This is a genomic window from Streptomyces albiflavescens (assembly GCF_014645835.1).
GTDB classification, from domain to species: domain Bacteria; phylum Actinomycetota; class Actinomycetes; order Streptomycetales; family Streptomycetaceae; genus Streptomyces; species Streptomyces albiflavescens.
This window is the reverse complement of sequence record NZ_BMMM01000002.1, coordinates 582,675-598,529: the sequence shown is the minus strand read 5'-3', so window position 1 is coordinate 598,529 and position 15,855 is coordinate 582,675. Positions and strand designations below refer to the sequence as shown.

Here is a 15,855-nt window from a genome sequence, read left to right as displayed (position 1 = left end):
CGCCGAGGACCCGGCAGAGCGACTACCCATCCACCACAGGCCCGCCCCTAGACACCGAGTCCCGGGGCGGGCCGTCAGCCCATCAGAAGCCCCCTAGCGCTTGTCCCTGCGTACGAGCAGGCTCACGGTCATGCCCGTCACCGACTGACTCGTGGACACCTTGTACTGGCTCTGCAGAGCGCTCGCCTGCACCGGGTTGATGGCCATGAAGGGGAAGTCGGCGCCCTGGGTCAGCAGCCAGATGCGCTGCTCGCCCTTGAGACACCGCATCGGGGCGGAACACTCGACCGCGTAGAGCTCGTTGATCTCGGTGGGGGTCTTGGCCAGGAAGACGTCACGCAACTTCAGGTCGCGGGGCAGGTAGTACTGGACTCCGCCGTCGAGCTTCCAGGTGTTCGCGCGGTCGTAGACGACGGCGTCTCCAGGCTGGTAGCGCTGCTTGATCACGTCGGCCGCCGCTGCGTAGTCGAGAGGCACGGGAGCGTCATGCTCGAACGGCCCTCGCATTTGCTTCTGGTCGGGCAGGGCGAGGACGGCCAGCGTCGCGACGAGGGCCGCGGTGGCTTTCGGGGAGCGGGAGGCCGCCGCGGCGAGGCCGGCGCCGGCGAGGAGTGCCCAGGCCGGGAGGGTGAAGAGGACGTAGACGTTGCGGAAGTAGGAGACCTCGCCGTGGGAGGCGAGCCAGACGAGGACGGGGGGCAGCAGGGCCCAGATACCGCACAGAAACAGGGGGGCCTTGCGTGGCGAGCGGGCCATCAGGGCAAGGGCGATCAGCGCTCCGGCGCCCAGGGCCGAGGCGAAGACGTCACGCAGCATGGAGAACAGTGCCCACGCGTCGGGCTCCGGGACCCAGTACAACTGGCGTTGCGCCTGGGAACGGCCCAGCAGGACGACCGGGGTGACGCAGCCTGCAGCGACCAGGAGGGCGAGGGCGGACTTCCACCACAGGGAGCGCGTCTGTCGCGCATGGGCCGCGAGCACGCAGGCATGGGCGACTACGACGGACAGTGCGATCAGATGGAGCAGTCCGACAACGGCCAGCGTGAGTGAGTAGGCAACCCATCGCCAGGGGCTGCGAGGGTTGTCCAGCGCACGGAGCAGCAGGAGCGTCGCCAGGGCGACCATGAAAATCACCAGAGCGTAGCTTCGGGCTTCCTGACCATAGCGACTCACCGCCGGCACGATCGCGAGGAGAATTCCGGCGAGAATTCCGGCACGGTACCCGAAGAGCCGGTCGCCGATGAGACTCACGACGGACGCGGCTCCGGCCACGGCCAATACAGTGGGAAGCCGCAGGGAAATGACGGAATCCCCGAAGAGCCCCACCCACAGGTGCATCAACAGATAATACGTGCCGTGCACGGCGTCGACATTTTGGAGAGTGGCGAGGATCTGGCCGGTACTGCGGTTCACCATGTCCCAGGTGACCAGTTCGTCACGACCCAGCAGAGAGTCGGCCATGCCGTAGCCGACCAGGGCGAAAGTGAGGGCGAACGGCCAGAGCCACAGCCCCGTACGGCGGCTTCTGGACTCGGCGGCCTCGGCGCTCTGGTTTTCTTCGCGCGGAAAGGGGAGCGGCGCGGTGGTTACCATGAAAATCTCCCATGCCCGACAGCAGGAACTGCCCACTTATACAGAGGCACGGGCGGCCGGGATTGCAGGCAGGTCGAGGCACCACCTGTATGGGCGTCAAACCTCCAGTTGCGGTCCTTGCATGGGGTTTCATAATTCACTAAAGTCACCGACTGATCCTTTTCATCACAGAAAAGAAAAAGTCATGAAAACGGTCTGCCTCAATATGATCGTCAAGAATGAGGCGCATGTGATCCGACGCTGCCTCGAATCAGTGCGCCCCCTTGTCGACTCCTGGGTGATCCTCGATACGGGCTCGACCGACGGCACCCAGGACGTCATCCGCGAAGCCCTCGCCGACCTGCCCGGGGAGCTGCACGAGAGCCCTTGGAAGGGCTTCGACCTGAGCCGCAGCGAGGCGATCGATCTGGCACGGGACCGTGCGGACTACCTCCTGTTCATCGATGCCGACGACAGGATGGAGACCGTTCCCGGCTTCAAGATGCCGGAACTGACCCACGACTGCTACGACTTCGAGGTACGCCACGGTTCCGTCGTCCACTGGCGCGCGACGATGGTGTCGACTCGCCTCGCCTGGCGGTACGAGGGTGTGCTGCACGAGTACCTGGAGTGCGACAGTCGCTTCAGCCGGGCGCCCTTCGATGGCGCGCGCATGGTCATCGTGGGCGGCGGCGGACGTCTCACGGGCACCCAACGGGAGAAGTACCTCCGCGACGCCGCGGTCCTCAAGTCCGGGCTCGTCAAGGAGCCGGACAACACCCGCTACCACTTCTACCTCGCCCAGAGTTGGCGCGACGCCGGTGAATTCGGGAAGGCGCTCGCCGCGTACGACCGGCGCGCGGCCATGGGCGGCTTCGCCGAGGAAGCGTTCTGTGCCCGGCTCTACGCGGCTCGGCTCGCGCTGCATCTCAAGCGCCGTATGCCCGAGGTCATGACCCGTTTCCTGGAGGCGCACGAGTACCGGCCCACGCGGGCCGAACCGCTCGGCGAGCTCGCGCATCTGTGCCGTATGAACGGGGAGCGCTGGCCGCTCGCGTACATGTTCGCGCGGCGCGCGGTGGAGATCCCGCAGCCGGAGGACATCCTGTTCGTCGAGCATGGCTGGTACGACTGGCGAGCACTGGACGAGCTGGCGGTGGCGTCGTACTGGGTCGGCGAGTATCGCGAATCCCTGGAGTGCTGCGAGAAACTCCTGGACGGCGGAAAGTTGCCCGAGGCCCATCGTGAACGGGTCGACGCGAACAGGGACTTCGCGCGCGCCAAGCTCCGCCTGGGCTCCGGAGCGGACGCGCGGACGCTCGTCGGCAGCTGATCGGACGGCAGGACAGCCCTCGTCCCCCGCGGAGGCCGAACATCGGTGGGGGAATCGGCAGCCACACGGCTGCCCCCTCATGGTCAGGGAGGGGGCAGAAGTCCGCGATCCGCCCGTGCCGACTCCATCAAGCGTCCAGCTCACCCGACGAGCCACGGATGCGCTGTCCGTTCCATGCGAATCGGACGAACCGCGGCAACCCCGTGCCCGGCTCCCCACCGCTCTGCACGGCAGCGGATCCCAGCCCCTGCCGAACCCGGGAGAGGGGGCAGCGCTACGCAGTCCTGATCAGGAGGACTTGCTCCGGGTCCGGGCCTCGGCTTCGGCAAATGCCTCGGCGCCGGACTCGTCCACCGCGACGGCGAAGCCGAGCGCCTCGGTGATGTGACCTGCTGCCGCCATGACACGTGCTGTGCCCACAACGGGAGCGATCGCCACGAGGACGTCCTGCACTTGCTCCAGCGTCAGGTTGGCCTTGATAGCAGGATCGACATGGGCGAGGTAGGAGATCGCCGGTGCGTCCATGGCCGCGAGCGCGGCGATGCGGGTGAGGATGAGCGTGCCTTCATCCATGCCACAGCGCTCTATCGAGTCGATGGTCATGGCGGCGAGCGTGTCGAGAACGGGCGCGTCTGACGTTGTAGCCATTTCCGGACCGCCTTCTGGTGCTGTGCGGAACCGGCACGCGACACCCGCAGAACGGGCACCCACGCGCCGACTGCTTCCCCTTCCACCATAGGGGCCCCTTGAGCCTCAAGCATGGCGGGCCGTACGGGTGATCGAGGTGTGCGCACTCGAGGGGGTCGACGCCCGGCTACGACGGACCTCGGCGTTCTCTTCGTCCGCCCGCGACTCGCGCTGCGCCTCTCCCGGGGACGGAGGAGGATGGTCTTGGGGAGGTGCGGCAGGCGCTCTCAGCCATCGCACAGGGGGATGCGCATGCTGCCGCGTTGTCTCATTCAGATCCGATGAAGTTGTCTCCTTCCGTTCCGATGAAATGGGGCTGAGATGTCCGAATCATCGCGCACGCATTCCCGGATACCAGGAGATGTGGCGGAAACCGCAGTGAACGTGGCACGTGCAGCCGGGCAGGCGGTTCGGCATCCCAAAGCCACCATCGAGCGCGCTCGCCCCACCATCGAGCGCGCTCGCCGTCTGCCGCAGATCTTGCCCACGCTGCGCCAGGCCGTGGGTCCGATCATCACCGGACGGGTCGCCGACTGGCGCGGAGAGTACGCCTACACCCTCGGTGAGCAGGCGTTCGTCTACGGATTCCCCTACATCTACAACGCGCAGCTGCGGTACGACTGGGTGACACAGCCGCGCAACCCGGCGACAGTGCCGTACGCCCCGGTCAACCACTTCTGGCACGCCGAGCGCCTTCTCGACGCGTCCTACCGCGACGGCGGGTGCCCCAACAACGACACCTTGTACTCGGTCGCCTGGGTGAACCTCAGCGACGAACCCGTCATCCTGTCCCACCCGGACATGGGCGATCGCTACTTCACCTTCGAGCTGATCGGGATCACCTCGGACAATTTCGACTACATCGGCCAGCGCACGACCGGTTCCACAGCCGGCCACTTCGCCTTGACCGGTCCGGGGTGGAGCGGAGACCTTCCGCCCGATGTGCAGCCTCTCAAGAGCGCGCCCAGCCCGTGGATCATGATCCTGGGCCGCACCTTGGTGAGCGACACGAACGACGTGGCGAACGTGCGGGCGCTGCAGGAGCAGTACCGGCTCACCCCGCTGAGCCTGTTCGGCAAGCCGGATGCGAAGGTCCCGGAAAGCCGCGAAGTGGCCGAGCCGATCAGGGCCGAGGACGATCCGCTGGGGCCGTGGAAGACGCTGAACGCCATGCTGGCCGAGAATCCTCCACCCGCTCATCACGAGATCCTGCTCAAGCAGTTCGCGCAGATCGGCGTGGGGCCCGGTCTGGATGTGGAGGACCAGCCCGACGTGGTCAAGAGGAGCCTGATCCGGGCAGCCGCTGTCGGAGTGCCCATGCTGAAACAGCAGATTCTCAGCGGCGATTGGGCGCATGTCGTCCACGGCTGGCGCTACCCGCCCCCGCAGATGGGGCGCTTCGGCGACGACTTCCTCAAGCGCGCCGCCGACCAGTCGCTGGTGGGAATCAGCGCCAACGACCCTGCCGAGGCGGTGTATCTCGTCAACTTCGACGACTCGGACGGCAACAAGCTGACCGCCGGCGGTCGCTACGAACTGCACTTCGGCAGGGACGAACTGCCACCGGTCGACGCCTTCTGGTCGCTCACGGTCTATGGGGAAGACATGAACCTGATCCCCAACCCCGCCGACCGCTACTCCATCGGCGATCGCACCCCAGGCCTGAAGCAGGACCCCGATGGGGCGCTGACCATCTCTCTCCAGAGCAAGTCGCCGGGTGAGGATCAGGAATCCAACTGGCTGCCCACGGCCCAGGAGGGCACCTGGTTCGTGGTCCTGCGCATGTACCGGCCCCGCCGCGAGGTGGTCGACGCCGCCTGGGAGTGCCCTCCGCTCAACCGCGTCGGCTGACGACCAGTGTGGGTTTATCGGTGAGGTTCAGCCCCCCCCCAGCTCTGACCTGCACCGACGGACTGATCGAGGCATCCGGCCGAGGGCCGGATGCCCGTTCACGCGGTCGTGGAACTCCTCAGCGGCCGACTGGCCAGGCATCACCGAGCAAGAGCCGCGCTTCCAGGGCGAGAACCTCGCCACGAACCTGCGGATCGCCGACGCGATCGGGCGGATCGCGGCGGACAGCGGATCGCGGCGGACAAGGGAGTGAACCCCTCCCAGCCGGCGACCGCTACGGGGCAGGGAACATGGAGCTCCTCACACGGTGAGGGGAGCAGTGAGCCCGGCAGGCGCCTCGGACCCACTCCACGACGAGTGGATTTCTGTGGCGCCTGCGGGGCCCGGCAGAGGCGTACGACGCCCGCACTGCTGCGTCGACAGCCCACGACCAGAATCACCGACAGCGGCCGACGCAGCGGCCACCTCCTTCTCGCTCACCCTGCCTGGCCTCAACCAGGGCAGACAGCCATGCACAGCCGCCCTGGCCACCAGAGCACCGCGGTGAGGCGGTGCCCGAGTCTCGAAGTCACCCACCGCAAGCCGACGCCGGGGCGGTCACCGATCGGCGTACAGCGCCTCCAGTTCCCCCGAGAGCGCGGCGCGTACGTGACGGGTGGCCTCGTCGACCAGCACTTCGGGTTCGTCGGCGAGCAGCGCGGCCATCGTCTTCTCGGCCACGTCGGCCGCAAGGATCTTCGGGGCGTCGATGTCCGCCGCCAAGTCGGTGTCCACGTAGCCGGCATGCACGCCGACCACCAGCGTGCCCTGCTCCCGCAGCGCCAGTCGGAAGGCGTTCGTCAGCGACCACTGGGCGGACTTGGAGGCCGCGTAGCTCGGAAGCCGCCTGTTGGCCACCCACGACGCCACGGACAGCATGTTGACCAGCGCTCCCCCGCCATGGGCGGCCAGCACGGGCGCGAACGCACGCGAGACGGCCCAGGTGCCGAAGTAGTTGACCTCCATCTCGCGCCTGGCACCGTCGAACGACCCCTCGAAGAGGGACGGGCCACCGGAGACCCCGGCGTTGTTGATGACGATGCTGACATCGTCGGCGGCACGGGCAGCCGCGGCGACCTGCTCCTCGTCGGTGACGTCCAGCCGCAGCGGGGTGAGTCCGGGATCTCGGACGGTCTCCGGCTCCCGGACACCTGCGTACACCTTGGCGGCGCCGTGAGCGAGCAGTGCCTGGGCGAAGGCCAACCCGATGCCGCGGTTGGCTCCCGTGACCAGTGCTGCCGAACCCTGGATGTCCATGATCACCCTCCCTGCGAGCGGATGTGGAGGACTCCCTTCCTCCGACGCTAGACCCGGGACAGCGGCTGATCCACCTGCCACCCGACCGCGAGGGACAACAGACGCTCCCCTCCTGCCGACCGTCCCACCCGCGAGGTACCCCTTCTCCGAGCCCAGGCGGCCGATTGCCGAGCGCGCGGCAGGAGGCGCCGTCCGGGTTGAAGCGGGGGCGGCTACTGGCCGTCCGCCGGGGGCAGGTCCTGGTCGGTCCAGATGGTCTTGCCGGTGGGTGTGTAGCGCGTGCCCCAGTGGTGGGTCATCTGGGCGATGATGAACAGGCCCCGGCCTCCCTCGTCGTCGCTCGCGGCGTGCCGCAGATTGGGCGAGGTGTGGCCGGTGTCGGAGACCTCGCAGATCAGGGTCCGGTCGCGGATCACGCGGACCTGGATCGGGCCGCCGACGTAGCGGATGGCGTTGGTGACCAGTTCGCTGACGATGAGTTCGCTGGTGAACGTCAGGTCGTCCAGCTCCCAGTCGCGGAGCTGCTTGCTGACGGCGGTGCGGATGGTGGCCACCGCTGCCGGGTCCGGGGGCACTTCCCACTGGGCGAACTGGTTCCGGTCCAACAGGCGCGTGCGGACCATGAGCAGCGTCGCGTCCACGTCCACCGGCCCGGGCAGCAGGGTGGCCACCGCCCGGTCGCACAGTTCTTCCAGGGACTTTCGGTCGCCCGCGAGTACGTGGGACAGCTGCGCGAGCCCGGCGCCACGACCGTCGGTCGCCTGCAGGAGGCCGTCCGTGAAGAGGGCGACGAGACTGCCCGGCGGAAGCTCCAGTTCCGTGCTCTGGTAGGGCGGGCCACCGATTCCCAGCGGCGGTCCTGGCGGCAGCTCCGGATAGTCGACGACGCCCGTGTGCGGTTCGACGACCGCCAGCACCGAGTCCCCGGCCCGCGCCAGGCTGCACTTCCCGAAGACGGGGTTGTACACCGCGTACAGGCAGGTCACGCCCAGTGCCTGGTCGGCGTGCGGCCGCAGGCGGCCCAGTCCGTGGCCGACTCTGTCCTCGTGCGCGGTCTGCTCGACCAGGTCGTCCAGGCGGGACAGGAGCTCGTCCGGGCTCAGGTCCAGCCGGGCCAGGACGCGCACACCCGTGCTCAGGCGTCCCATGGTGGCCGCGGCGCGCAGGCCGTGACCGCGCACGTCCCCGACGACCAGGCCGACCCGGGTGCCCGACAGGGGGATGACGTCGTACCAGTCGCCGCCCACCCCGGACCCGCTGTCGGCGGGCAGGTAGCGACTCGCTGAGTCAACGGCGGCGTGGCGGGGCAGGTGGCGCGGAAGCAGGCTCCGCTGGAGTTTGAGGGCCACGGCGTGGCCACGGGTGACCACCGGCATCAGCAGGAGACCGATCAGCAGGGCGCCCAGGCCCAGGACGGTGACCCCTCCCGTCCTTCCGATCAGCGGCAGGTCGACCGTGGTCGAGCCGTACCCGGGGTTCGCGTAGACGACGAAAGCGGCGTAGAGGAACAGCATGAGCATGATCAGCGCGCCGAGCCCCGGCAGCACGCCCTTGACGACCAGGTCTTTGCCGCTACGGGTGAGGACCTTGCGGTGGTACCAGACGCAGGCGAAGCCGGTCAGTCCGTACTGGAACGCGATCGCGAGACCGACCGAGTCGATCGAGTCGGCCAGGACGTTCTGGCTGAACGACGTCATCAGGACCAGCAAGGCGATCGAGGCCGCTCCCATGCCGAGGGTCCCCCAGGTCGGGGTGAGGAACCTGCGGTGGATCAGGGCGAACCGGGAGGGGACGGCCTTGTGGACCGCCATGGAGAAGACGGTCCTCGCCAGGGGCAGGATGGTGGTCTGGGCGGAGGCCAACGCGGAGGTCAGCACCATCAGGATCAGCAGTCTCGACAGGACCAGTCCCGTGTCGTGGCTCCCGAACACGGCCTCGCCCAGTCCGGAGAACACATCGTCCGAGTTCTGCGCGTTGCCCAGCCCGATGCCCGAGGTGCCGACTCCCGCGAACGCCTGCGTCGAAGTGGCCACCAGCGCGTACATGATCAGGAGCAGCACGGTGGACGTGATCGCTGCGCGCCCTGGGATGCGCGTGCTCTCGATGGTTTCCTCGTTGACCGAGAATGCGGTGTCCCAGCCCCAGTAGATGAAGACCCCCGCGAGAATGCCCGAGGTCAGGGCCTTGGCCGAGGGCACTTCGAAGGGGTTGAACCAGGAGGCGGAAACGTGGATCGCCGTCGAGGGCGGGTCGGTGTAGACCCTGACCAGCGCGGCGACGGCGAACACGATCAGCATCACCACTTCCAGGCACAGCAGCCAGCGCTGGACAGCCGCCGAGAACTCGATGCCGACGTAGCAGATCGCGGTCATCAAGGCGATCCAGACGATGCCCGCCACGGTGGTCCACAGCCGGTTCTCCCCCAGTTCGTTCAGGCCCACCAACCAGAAGCTGTAGGCACCGGCGATCTCGGCGAGGTTCACCATGACGATGATGTTGGCGACGATGAGGCCCCATCCGCCCATCCAGCCGGTGCGCGGGCCGAAGGCGCGGGTGGCCCAGGTGAAGGTGGTCCCGCAGTCGGCGTTGCTCGCGTTGAGCTCCCGGAAGGCGTACGCGACCAGCACCATCGGGATGAACGCCAGCATGGTGACGATCGGGGCCTGCAGTCCGACCCCCGCCACGATGATGCCCAGCGCGGCGGCGAGGCTGTACGCCGGACCGGTGGAGGCCAGGCCCATGACCACCGAGGAGAACATGCCCAGAGCGTCGTTCTTGAGCCCCTTCCGGCCGGCCCCCGTCCCGGGAGCGGGGCGGCCGGCGGACACGACGCCGCCAAAGAGCCTCACACTTGATTCCAACGCCGAGCCACTCCTCTCCGCAACAGCGCAGGGGCAGCAGAAAAGCTGCCGTCCCGTGTCCATCCGGGGGCGGACCCCAGCTCACCGCGGGCACAGGCTCATCGAGGGATTCGCCCAGGTGTCCACGCAGGTAAGCGCCCTGTCACTGGCAGACCACACAAGGTCCCACCAGGCCCAGCCGCGGAACTCGGAGCCGGCGTCGAGCTGGTACAGCCATTCCTGAAGCCTCCACCGGCCGCCCTTCCTGAAGCCTCCACCGGCCGCCCTTGATCGCCGTGGCGCAGTGCTCCGTGCCTCGCCTCGCGAAGGCGGGATCTCCGCCGTCGAAGCGCCGCCGGCTCCGCCCACTCTTCACGGTGAAACCGAGGCCCTCTGACTGCTTCTGAGGAATCGCGGCCGGTTGTCTTCACCCTGCCTTTCCTCCGGCATAAAACGACCTTCCCTCGTAAGGGAGTCTCCACCGAACCCGGCCCGATTCAGTCGGATGCGTCGCCCGGGTGACAAGCGGCATGTCGGATATTCGGGTCGCGGTCCGACTGCCGGAGGATGACCGGCATGCCTCCCTCAGCCCTGTCTCCCGCGCGGCGCCGCACCGCCCGGCTCGCACCGGTCCTGAGCGCCGCACTGGCGCTGGCCCTGACACCCACTCAGCTGTCCCAGGCCGCGGGGAAGGAACCGAACGGGCCCACGCACGCCGAGGCCCGCGTCTCGGCGTACCTGCGAGACGTACGCGACCGCCCCGAGGCGCTGGCCGCTTTCTTCAGGGCCCTGCCCAAGGGCGCAGACCTCCACAACCATCTTTCGGGCGCGGCGACCACCGAGCTGCTGCTGAGAATCGCTGTCGAGGCCGGCTACTGCATCGACACGACCACCCTCACCGCTGGCGCGCCGCCCTGCACGGGCAACACCCGCCCGGCGGCCGACACCGTCACCGACCCCGCCTTCCGGCGCCAGGTCATCCGTGCCTGGTCCATGCAGGACTTCACGCCCGGTCAGGGCGAGAGCAGCCACGACCACTTCTTCGCCACCTTCGGAAAATTCGGCGCGGTCACCGGACTCCACCCCGGACGGCTGCTGGCCCAGGTCGCCACCTCGGCCGCGCAGCAGCACCAGTTCTACCTCGAGACCATGTGGACCCCCGCCTGGTCGGCCGCTGCCGCCCTTGCCGCCAAAGTCGGGTACGACAGTGACCTGGCCCGGCTGCGCGAGAAGATGCTGGCCGACGGCGGCATGGACGCCGTCGTCCAGCAGGCGATGAGCGAGACGGACTCGCTGATCGAGGAGTTCCGTGCCGCCGCGCACTGCGACACCGACCACCCCGACGCCGGGTGCGCGCTGCCGGTGCGGTTCATCGCCCAGGTGGACCGGGGCGGACCGCCCGAACTGGTTTTCGCCCAGATGCTGCTCGGCGTGGAACTGGCCCGGCGCGACCCCCGTTTCGTCTCGCTGAACCTCGTGGGGCCCGAGGAGGATCCGGTGGCGGTCGCCGACTACCGCCTGCACATGCGCATGCTGAACTACCTGCGCGGTGTGTATCCCGCCGTTCCCCTCACCCTGCACGCGGGAGAGCTTGTCCCCGGCCTGGTCAAGCCCGAGGATTTGCGCTTCCACGTCCGCGACGCGGTGCTCACCGCCCGCACCGACCGCGTCGGCCACGGGGTCGACATCCGCCATGAGGACGACTACCCGGAACTGCTGCGCCTGATGGCCCGGCAGCATGTGCTGGTGGAAGTCCCGCTCACCAGCAACGCGCAGGTCCTCGGCGTCACGGGCCCGGCTCACCCCTTCCCGCTGTTCCGGAGATACGGCGTTCCGGTCGCCCTGGCCACCGACGACCAAGGCGTCGAGCGGACCGACATCAGCCGCGAGTACGAGCGGGCCGCGCTCACCTACCAGCTGGACTACCGGGTGCTGAAGGACTTGGCCCGCACCTCCCTGGAGTACGGCTTCCTGAAGGGCCGCAGCCTGTGGCGCGACCGCGACGGCTTCCAGGTCGTCCCGGAGTGCGCCGGAGACCGCCTCGGCGACCCCACCCCCAGCCGGCGCTGCGCCCTGCTCCTCGCGTCCAGTGCCAAGGGCACGGTGGAGTGGAAGCAGGAGGACGCTTTCCGCGCCTTTGAACGGACATTCGGCGCCGGGGCGCCAAGGACAGGGTCCCGCACCGCCGGCGCGCTCGTCGGATCCGCACGATGATCCGGCACCGACACGACGGACGACCAGGTCTCCTCTGACGCATCGTCGAGCGAGGACGAGCAGTGAGTGTGGATCAGAGTCTTGAGCAGGACCGTGTTGCGACGGTCGTCGTCCCGCTGCCTCGTCGGCCGGCGACCGATGAGTTCCGGGGCCCGGTGGGGTCTACCTCTGCACAAGCGAAAGCTGCGCACGAGCTCTGTGAGGGGACCATGACCACCCACGCACTACCACCCGTCGTCGACGCCGCAACCTGGGAGCGCCGGCTCGAGGCACTGCGTGCCCGGGAGAAGGCCGCGACGCGGGAGCTCGACGCCATTGCCGCCGAGCGCCGTCGCCTGCCGATGGTAGAGATGCCCGACTACACCCTCGAGGGCGAGGACGGCCCCGTTCGGCTGGCGGACATCTTCGAAGACAAGAGGCAACTGATCGTCTACAACCACATGTGGTTCGCCGGCAAGGAATGGCAGTGCCCGGGCTGCACGGGGTTCACTTCGCAGTACACCCGCCTGGGGTTCCTGGACAACTACGATGCGCGATTCGTCATCGTCACCCAGGGCCCGATCAAAGAGGCACTCGCCTATAAGCAGCGGGTCGGCAACCGGATGACGTGGTACTCGACCGCCAACAGCTCCTTCGGGGCCGACGTCGGCGCACCGCCCGACGGAGGATTCGCGGTCAACGTGTTCCTGCGCGACGGCGACACCGTCTATCGCACCTGGCACACCAACGGTCGGGGTACCGAGCAGCTCAGTCACACCTTCGCGCTGATCGATGTCCTGCCGTACGGACGGCAGGAGCAATGGCAGGACTCGCCCGAGGGCTGGCCTCAGTCGCCCACCTACAGCCGGTGGGCGACGTCCGAGGACATCGCCGCGCTCTACGGCTCGGGCACCGGCGACGGCTGAACTGATCACGGCCCATGAGCAGGTGGACTCGGTGATGCCACCGGTGCGCGCCGGGGTGACCATCGCCCGGCGTCGCTGACGCCCGGCACGTGGGTGCCGCGCTTGTGCGGGCCTGGCACAGACTCGTCGTCCCCGACTTCGAGCCACAAGGTCGTTGGGGTCCAGGACGCCGGCCGTGCGGCCACCGGCGGCCGTGCGGTCAAGGACGCCGGTCGTGCGGTCACCGGCGGCCGTGGATGGCCACCTTCGGTTGTGGTGGTTGCCGTACTCCGCTGCCGCACGGCACCTCCCGCCACAGGCCGGCGAAGCGTGGTCGGCCGCAGCTGCAACCCGCTGCGGCCGGGGACGGTGTCGCCGGCCTGCCCGGTGCAGCAGCCGCCGGGGGACGGCGCGCCCCGGCGCCATCGATGGCGCCGGGCGGCGTCACCACCTGTGTGACACCCCCAACTCGATGAGATAACGCTTGGTCACCCGGCCGCCGTATCGCCCATCGATCAGGCCCGCGATGGACCCCAGCAGTCCGCTCCTGGCGGCATCCGGAAGAGCTCGGTGGCCGGAGTAGGTCCCCAACACCTCCAGATACTCCGACGTGGTGTAGGTGAGATCCTGCTCGTAGCGGCGGAAGACCGTGGGGCCGAACCGGCCGCTTCGTTCCACCTCTTTTGCATGGTCCGAGCCGTCAATGTCGGCGGCCGCAGGAGGCCGTAGTCCGGGCCGCGTCTCCGGGTCGAAGCGCTCGTAGCAGCGCTGGACCTCGACGAAGAACTCCTCGGTGCCGCCCATCACATGCTGACTGCGCACCACGGCGAGCGCCCCACCCGGACGTAGCGCATCGGCGGCCTTGGCCATCCGCACCATCGGGTCGATCCAGTGGAACGCCGTGGCCGAGACGACCGCGTCGAACGGTTCCTCCGGCAGCGGCCAGGCCTCGAACTCCGCCGTCACTACCTCCACCGCCGTGACCCCGGCCAGGTTGCGGCGGGCGACCTTGGCCATGTTCGGTCCCGCTTCGACGGCCGTAATCCGGCAGCCCCGCCCGGCCAGAGGCACCGTCGCCTGGCCGGTCCCGCAGCCCACCTCCAGTACGCGGCCGCCTGGGCCGGCACCCGCGAGTTGCGCGAGGTCGTCGTACAGCTCCGGCGGATATCCGGGCCTGGCCCGGTCGTACAGCTCCGCATCTTCGTCGAACGTCCGGCTCAGCAGCGCCCGCCGGGACTCCTCGGGCCTGTCGTCGCGCTTCGTGTGCGTGGTGTTGTCAGGCATGCGGAGCAGGTTAGCCATGACACGAAGGTCGGCGGAGTCGTCGATACCGACCCATGAGCGGGGCGTCTGTGTGGTCATGTGGCGGTTTCCTCGGGGTTCGGACAGCGTGCGTTGGTCCGAGGACACCCCGCCGTCAGCTCCGTAAACAGCGGCCGATTGGCCCATCTCCATCAGCGGCCCGGGCGTCCCGACGAGCAAGGAGGCCACTCCACCGGAGCCACCGGGGGCGAGCGACTTTGGTGGCCGGTGCCGCGAGGCGGCGCGGGCGGCGTCGAGCGCGAACGGGAACGCCGTCGGGAACACGCCAGCGGATGACCCTCCGTGAAGGAAGGGTGCCCGCTTCGTAGCATGAGCCGGTGACCAGGTCCGACGAACAGCGCCCTCAGCAGCGGAGCGAGCGGCAGAAGGCGGTACGCCGTCACCGCCCGTTCGCCCTCGGCCTGGTCGGGATCGGCGTGGTGGTCGTTGCGGCGTTCGCGTTCCGCGTCGGCTCCGAGGACGCAGCCTCCATCGGCTCTGCCCAGACCCCCCTGCGGACGACCGGGACTACGAAGTCCGGCGCGCCGGCGCCGCCGCACCCTACCGGCAATGTGCGGATCGCCGCGGTGGGAGACGTCGTGATGGGCTCGCTGCCGGACGACCTGCCGCCGGATGGCGGCGCCTCGTTCTTCGACCCTGTCGACGACCTGCTCACCGGCGATGTGGTGCTCGGGAACCTGGAGGGCACACTCGCCACCGGCGGCACCAGCAAGTGCGACGACATCGGCGGCCCGAACTGCTTCGCGTTCCACGCCCCGCCGTCCTACGCCCGTTGGTTCAAGAAGGCCGGGTTCACGGTCATGAACACGGCGAACAATCACATCGACGACTTCGGGGCGGAGGGGCGGCTCGAGACGTTCGCCGCCCTACGCTCCGTGAACCTGCCGTTCACCGGCCGCCTGGGCCAGATCACCGTCCAGCGGGTACACGGCATCCGGGTCGCGCTGGTCGGGTTCGCTCCCGACCGAGGGGCGAGCGACCTCACGGACATCCCCGCCGCAAAACGACTCACCGCCCGCGCCGCAAAGATGGCGGACATCGTGATCGTCACGATGCACGCCGGTGCGGAGGGTTCGGACCGCACCCACGTAGAGCCCGGCACCGAGTACTTCCTCGGCGAGAACCGCGGCGACTGCTACCGCTTCAGCCGTGCGGTGATCGACGCCGGCGCCGACCTCGTCGTGGGCAGCGGCCCGCACGTGATGCGAGGAATGGAGTTCTACAAAGGCCGACTGATCGCCTACAGCATGGGCAACTTCTCCGGCTACAAGGTGCTCGGCCTCGGCGGCACACTCTCCACCAGCGGCGTGCTGCAACTGACCCTCCGCGCCGACGGCACCTACGTGTCCGGGCGCCTGCGCCCGACCCAGATCGTGGAGCCCGGCACGCCGGAGCCGGGCGGCGAGGCGATCGACCTCGTCTCCAGCGTGTCGGAGGAGGACTTCGGCTCGCACGCCGCCCACATCTCGGCGGACGGGACGATCCAGCGCCCGTAGCCGGGCGTCGGCGCCACCGAGCCCATGGACTCAGCAACTTCTTGCCCGTCGGGCCGATTTGGATGTGCGTGTCCAGCTGAGGACAAGTGGCTGTCCGGAACCCGGTAGGGCGACGCGCGGGCGTCAGCTGCCGCGGCACAGACCTTCCAGTCGCTGCATTCCCTCCCGGAAGAGCTTGTCGATGTGTCGTCGACCTGCTCGCAGGAGCAGGTGCATGGGGGGCGTCACCGACGACGGGAAGACTCGCGAGGTCGTGCGCCACCGCCCGGTGTGCGTACCCGCGGCACGGCCGCTCACCGCCGCGAAAGTGTCAAAACGCGCCGGATGCGACCGCTGCGATCGGGGCGGCCCAGGACACC

10 protein-coding genes are annotated in these 15,855 nt (G+C 68.7%); 5 read left to right on the top strand and 5 right to left on the bottom strand.

The window, feature by feature from the left end; translation table 11 throughout:
- Positions 1-93: 93 nt before the first annotated feature.
- Positions 94-1,593, bottom strand: coding sequence for a glycosyltransferase family 39 protein (locus tag IEY95_RS07575; RefSeq protein ID WP_189185092.1), 1,500 nt, complete (start codon positions 1,591-1,593; stop codon positions 94-96).
- 205 nt (positions 1,594-1,798) lie between these two features.
- On the opposite strand from IEY95_RS07575, the gene IEY95_RS07570 reads away from it, so the two are divergent.
- Positions 1,799-2,905, top strand: a complete 1,107-nt coding sequence (locus IEY95_RS07570) for a tetratricopeptide repeat-containing glycosyltransferase (protein WP_189185091.1) — start codon at positions 1,799-1,801, stop codon at positions 2,903-2,905.
- A gap of 288 nt (positions 2,906-3,193) precedes the next feature.
- Here IEY95_RS07570 and IEY95_RS07565 read toward each other — a convergent pair whose 3' ends face one another.
- Positions 3,194-3,553: a carboxymuconolactone decarboxylase gene (locus IEY95_RS07565; RefSeq protein WP_189185090.1), complete on the bottom strand. Its 360-nt coding sequence runs from the start codon at positions 3,551-3,553 to the stop codon at positions 3,194-3,196.
- A 417-nt stretch (positions 3,554-3,970) separates the two neighbouring features.
- Here IEY95_RS07565 and IEY95_RS07560 point away from each other — a divergent pair, with 417 nt between their 5' ends.
- Positions 3,971-5,443: a DUF1254 domain-containing protein gene (locus IEY95_RS07560; RefSeq protein ID WP_229702665.1), complete on the top strand. Its 1,473-nt coding sequence runs from the start codon at positions 3,971-3,973 to the stop codon at positions 5,441-5,443.
- A gap of 597 nt (positions 5,444-6,040) precedes the next feature.
- On the opposite strand, the gene IEY95_RS07555 is transcribed toward IEY95_RS07560, so the two are convergent.
- Both IEY95_RS07555 and IEY95_RS48790 read right to left on the bottom strand, forming a co-directional pair.
- Positions 6,041-6,739 (bottom strand): SDR family oxidoreductase, encoded by a 699-nt coding sequence (locus IEY95_RS07555; RefSeq protein WP_189185088.1) that lies wholly within the window; start codon positions 6,737-6,739, stop codon positions 6,041-6,043.
- A gap of 212 nt (positions 6,740-6,951) precedes the next feature.
- Positions 6,952-9,498, bottom strand: coding sequence for an amino acid permease (locus tag IEY95_RS48790; RefSeq protein ID WP_229702663.1), 2,547 nt, complete (start codon positions 9,496-9,498; stop codon positions 6,952-6,954).
- 648 nt (positions 9,499-10,146) lie between these two features.
- Here IEY95_RS48790 and IEY95_RS07545 point away from each other — a divergent pair.
- Together IEY95_RS07545 and IEY95_RS07540 are read left to right on the top strand one after the other, a co-directional pair.
- The gene (locus tag IEY95_RS07545) at positions 10,147-11,793 is read left to right on the top strand and encodes an adenosine deaminase family protein (RefSeq protein ID WP_189185087.1); all 1,647 of its coding nucleotides are present in this window, start codon (positions 10,147-10,149) and stop codon (positions 11,791-11,793) included.
- Between the two features lie 209 nt (positions 11,794-12,002).
- Positions 12,003-12,698, top strand: a complete 696-nt coding sequence (locus IEY95_RS07540; RefSeq protein WP_189185086.1) for a DUF899 domain-containing protein — start codon at positions 12,003-12,005, stop codon at positions 12,696-12,698.
- Between the two features lie 423 nt (positions 12,699-13,121).
- On the opposite strand, the gene IEY95_RS07535 is transcribed toward IEY95_RS07540, so the two are convergent.
- On the bottom strand, positions 13,122-13,961 hold the full coding sequence (locus tag IEY95_RS07535; protein WP_189185085.1) for a class I SAM-dependent methyltransferase: 840 nt from the start codon (positions 13,959-13,961) through the stop codon (positions 13,122-13,124).
- 356 nt (positions 13,962-14,317) lie between these two features.
- On the opposite strand from IEY95_RS07535, the gene IEY95_RS07530 reads away from it, so the two are divergent.
- Positions 14,318-15,496, top strand: a complete 1,179-nt coding sequence (locus IEY95_RS07530; protein ID WP_189185084.1) for a CapA family protein — start codon at positions 14,318-14,320, stop codon at positions 15,494-15,496.
- Positions 15,497-15,855: the final 359 nt, after the last annotated feature.

What these genes read in the sequence shown, in the direction of transcription:
- IEY95_RS07575 (WP_189185092.1), bottom strand. Translation starts at nt 1,593, where the DNA reads ATGGTAACCACCGCGCCGCTCCCCTTTCCGCGCGAAGAAAACCAGAGC.
- IEY95_RS07570 (WP_189185091.1), top strand. Translation starts at nt 1,799, where the DNA reads ATGATCGTCAAGAATGAGGCGCATGTGATCCGACGCTGCCTCGAATCA.
- IEY95_RS07565 (WP_189185090.1), bottom strand. Translation starts at nt 3,553, where the DNA reads ATGGCTACAACGTCAGACGCGCCCGTTCTCGACACGCTCGCCGCCATG.
- IEY95_RS07555 (WP_189185088.1), bottom strand. Translation starts at nt 6,739, where the DNA reads ATGGACATCCAGGGTTCGGCAGCACTGGTCACGGGAGCCAACCGCGGC.
- IEY95_RS48790 (WP_229702663.1), bottom strand. Translation starts at nt 9,498, where the DNA reads ATGTTCTCCTCGGTGGTCATGGGCCTGGCCTCCACCGGTCCGGCGTAC.
- IEY95_RS07545 (WP_189185087.1), top strand. Translation starts at nt 10,147, where the DNA reads ATGACCGGCATGCCTCCCTCAGCCCTGTCTCCCGCGCGGCGCCGCACC.
- IEY95_RS07540 (WP_189185086.1), top strand. Translation starts at nt 12,003, where the DNA reads ATGACCACCCACGCACTACCACCCGTCGTCGACGCCGCAACCTGGGAG.
- IEY95_RS07535 (WP_189185085.1), bottom strand. Translation starts at nt 13,961, where the DNA reads ATGCCTGACAACACCACGCACACGAAGCGCGACGACAGGCCCGAGGAG.